The sequence below is a fragment of the uncultured Novosphingobium sp. genome (assembly GCF_964277725.1).
Taxonomy (GTDB): domain Bacteria; phylum Pseudomonadota; class Alphaproteobacteria; order Sphingomonadales; family Sphingomonadaceae; genus Novosphingobium; species Novosphingobium fluoreni.
Genome location: NZ_CAXYKL010000276.1, coordinates 1 through 4,071, shown reverse-complemented (window position 1 = coordinate 4,071; position 4,071 = coordinate 1). Strand labels below are relative to the sequence as shown.

Genomic DNA, 4,071 nt, shown 5'->3' with positions numbered 1-4,071 from the left:
GCAGGGCCGAGAGCGGCTCGGTCAGGACGATATGCGCTTCCGTGCGGCCCAGGCGCTTCATGATCGCGTCCTTGTCATCCACCATCAGGATTTCGCCCTGCCGGATGATGCCGACGCGATCGGCCATTTCCTCGGCCTCCTCGATGTAGTGCGTGGTCAGGATCACGGTAGTGCCCCGTTCGCGCATCTCGGCGATCTGCTGCCACATATCCCGCCGCGATTCGACATCGACACCGGCTGTCGGCTCATCAAGAAACAGCAGTTCGGGCTCATGCGCCATGGCCTTGGCGATAAGGACCCGGCGCTTCATACCGCCGGACAAAGCGCGAATCTGCGTATCGCGCTTGTCCCACAAGCTGAGCGATTTGAGGATTGCCTCGATCCGGGCCGGATCCGGCGCCAGTCCGAACAGCCCGCGCGAATGCGTGACGGAGCGCATCACCGGCTCGAACATATCGGTCGCCAGTTCCTGCGGCACCAGGCCGATCCGGGCGCGAAGCCGACGCCAATGGCGGCCCATGTCTTCACCGAATGCCTGGATCGTGCCGCCGGTCGGCCGCACCAATCCGCACACCGCGCCGATCAGCGTTGTCTTGCCCGCGCCATTGGGGCCGAGCAGCGCGAAGATCTCACCTTTGTGGATGTCCAGATCGACACCGTTCAGCGCGGTGAAGCCCCCCTTGTAAGTTTTCGTCAGGCCGCGAATCTCAAGAATATTTTCCATCGCGGGTAGATGGACGGTCACCGCGAAGGTTCCAAGACATGCTTTCAAGGGATCAACAGCGACGAGTCACCGTAAGAGTAAAAGCGATACTCCTGCGCGATGGCATGCGCATAGATCGCCTGCATCCGCTCACGCCCCATGAGCGCCGAGACCAGCATGAACAGACTCTGACACGATCCAGAAAACCACAGCTTTAACAACGCACTAGGAAGGATCTCGGGGACGCCTTCTCCCTCCCCTATCGGCTTCCTACCCGTGCCGAAAACCGCATCTGGCAAGTTCCCATACGAACGCATTTTCACATGGGAAAGTCGGTAGATCGGCCCTCCCCCATGCCTCACATGACGACGAGCACCACTGGAACAAGCCACCCATCCTGCACGGCTCCGGCTAGCGTTGCAGCGCTGGCTAGCGGCGCTGAGCCAAGCCCCAAGTCGCTGGGGCGAGAATGCCAGCAGGCGGAACGATGGACTGCATCGAGATCGCTCCGCGCTTGAACTTTGATGCTTTTATGGTCCAGCCAGAACCCCAAGACGTGGTCCGAATGATAAGTGGAACACCGTCCTTCGTCCGGCATTCAGCGCGACCGTAGTCGGTCATTCCCTTAGTCATATTCCACCACTGACAGCGCTCTCCCAAGAGCGTCTCATCTGGCAGATTTGCCAAGCGTTCACCCGAGGGAGCCACGCCTGCCGTGGAGCCGAATGCGTCCTTGCTGATAGTCAACTGAGCATCATCGCCCGAGCCCTTATTGTAGCGCAGAGTGATATTAGCCTGACGATTGGTCAGTGTCAGCGACTCGCTGGAACGGGACCTTTCGTGCTCCAGCAGCCAATTGCCGCTGCGTCGCGCAACCTTGCTCGGCAAAGCTGAGTGTTCGGCGGTTAGAACAACTTCGTAGTCACCTTGATGAGCACCCGCAGGAGTGCCGACCATCCACTTGCGGAAGTCGAGCAGATCGAGGGGAGGCTGGACATCGCCAGTTTGAACCGGAACCCTACGAATCGATCTGGCAAAGATGGCGTCGATGTTCGCGTTGCGCCACCAAAGCTCGACGCCCGTTGCACTGACACAGCCACTCTGGTCGAACGTTCCGCCAGTCGATTGTGGAACCGATCGCCGCCACAACCTGCATGTCTGGCCGAGGTGCTTTTCGCTCGCCCCCGAGAACGTCCGCTCGGATAGCGGCGGCGGATAAGACAGCGGGTCACGCATGAGAAAGAGCGTCGCAACGCTGCCGTCAGTATATCGGCCAACCGTGAAGACCGACTTCTGGCCAGGAGTCTGATACGTTGAGCGCCGTATAGCTCGCCGGCCGCCGCTGGGTCCCGAAACAACATCCACCCGGACGAGCTCGCCTCGCTTCGTCCAGGTCTCGTTCGCTGATTGTCCGAACGTCGGTGGTGGACGATCATATTCAATGACGAAGCCGAGCTGTTCGGCGGTTGTCAACCTGACCGGCTGGCTTCTCGCCATCGGAAGCTTCACGAACGCGCTGGTGGCGGATGTGCCAAGCAGCGCTAGAAGAAGAAGCGCAGGCGCCTTACTCATAGTGATCCTTACCGCGTTCGCGTCGTTGATCGAAAGCATCGATCCGGAACAAGGTGTCAAGAAGCTATGGCGAAGCTGTTAATTCATCCGCCATATTTTCTACCAGGGAATCTTAGACCGCAAGCAGAACCCGTGCCCGATGTCAGAACATGGCTTGGCTAGTGGTAGGGCTGAAAAAATAAGAAAGGGGCCAGCCCCCAAGCGACGCTGGTCACCTGAGGGCTGGCTAATATGTTAAGCGGTTGTGCCCCATGTCGTGCCGCTGGCGACAGACGCGGCGTTCGCGGCCTTGTGCAGCGTCTCGTTCGAGAGATGCGCGTATCGGGTCGTGGTCCTCGGCTGGGTGTGTCCAAGGATCTGGCCGATGACGTAAAGCGACTGGCCCGAGTTCGCCATGTTCGAGGCCATAGAGTGCCTCAGGTCATGAACCCGCACGTCCGGCAAGCCAGCCGCTCGGCGGGCGGTATCCCACGAGTTGAAGAAGTTGCGGAACGGCTTCATCGTCTTGGGGTTCGGCAGGATGAACGGACAGTCGTCATACCGGGGCAACGACTGCAGCACGGCCATGGCGTCGTCGCTGAGGGGCACATGCCGAGGCTTGCCCGTCTTTGACGTCGGGATGCGCCAGAGCCGCTGATCGAGCCGGAAATCGTCCCAGCGGGCGTCCAGAAGCTCGCGTTTGCGGCAACCGGTGAGCAGGAGCAATGCGACGATCTTGCCGAGCAACGGATTGGGACTGTTCTCAACAGCCACCTTCAATCGTTGCGTCTCCGCCGCCGACAGGAACCGCTCGACCTTGTTTTCCGGATCCTTCTGCTTGACGCCTTCCAGCGGATTCACTTCGGAGCCGGGCAGCTTCCATACGTTCGCCATCCGAAGCATGTGACACAGGATCACTTGCCAGCGATTGACGGTGGCCTGAGCGTATCCACCCCGCACCTGTTCGCTGAGCCATTCCATGACCTCGGTCTGCTCGAGCGAATTGATCCGCCGCTTTCCAAACTTGGGCAGCAAGTGCAACCGGATGTACCGTTCGTCGATATCGTGCGAGCGCTTGTAGGTCTCGACGTATTCAAGATAGCGGGCTGCCAGTTCGTTGATGGTAGGCACCGCTCGGTCGAGCTTGCGCTCTTCCGCTGGGCTCTGGCCCATGACGACACGTGATCGGGCGTGGATGGCCTTCTTCTTGGCGTCGGCGAAGGAGATGTCGGCGACTCGACCGATCTTGTATTCCTTCTGGTCGCCGTGCTTGTCGCGGTACTTCAGGGCGTAGGTCTTCGAACCGCTGCGATACACAGCCACGAGAAATCCAGTCACGGCGGTATCCCGGTATACGATGCGGTCCTTGCCGGCAGGGCAAGTCAGGGTCTGGACGGTAATGGCGTCAAGTTTGATTACGGGCATGATGATTGGTCCTCGATTGATGGGGGTATAGGAGGGTCGATCCCGGAACCGCGTTGTTGCGGCTCCGGGTGGCTGTGTTCTGTGGATTGAGGTTGGGTTAGGTCGGCTGGTTCAGCGCCGGGATCGACTTGCCCTTTGCCAGCATGTCGTCGACCCAAACGCTCGCGAAGTCCGTGGTGGGCTCCTCAGGCGGCACTGGGAGCGGATCGGCGGCTCCCGGAGAGATCGGTATCACCGCCCAAGCTCGGCGCTCTGAGTGGGGCGCTTTGGACTTGTAACGGTTTTGCGCCGGTCACCTGAGCGATTAGAGCTCGCAACAGGAGACCTACGAGATGATCAAGCACACAGAAGAGTTCAAGCAGGAGGCGGTGCGCATCGCGCTGACCAGCGGG

The 4,071-nt window shown here is 60.0% G+C and carries 3 protein-coding genes and 1 pseudogene; all 4 read right to left on the bottom strand.

Annotated features, from left to right (window positions below):
* The coding region (locus ACHWRX_RS15360; protein WP_394659837.1) for an ABC transporter ATP-binding protein at positions 1-724 on the bottom strand (724 nt) is incomplete at its 3' end.
* Positions 725-768: 44 nt separating this feature from the next.
* Positions 769-891, bottom strand: a pseudogene (locus ACHWRX_RS15355) (S-adenosylmethionine:tRNA ribosyltransferase-isomerase); the annotation flags it as partial.
* A gap of 241 nt (positions 892-1,132) precedes the next feature.
* Complete coding sequence (locus tag ACHWRX_RS15350; protein WP_394659836.1) at positions 1,133-2,275, bottom strand: hypothetical protein; 1,143 nt, start codon at positions 2,273-2,275, stop codon at positions 1,133-1,135.
* 234 nt (positions 2,276-2,509) lie between these two features.
* Positions 2,510-3,679, bottom strand: coding sequence for a tyrosine-type recombinase/integrase (locus ACHWRX_RS15345; RefSeq protein ID WP_394659835.1), 1,170 nt, complete (start codon positions 3,677-3,679; stop codon positions 2,510-2,512).
* Positions 3,680-4,071: the final 392 nt, after the last annotated feature.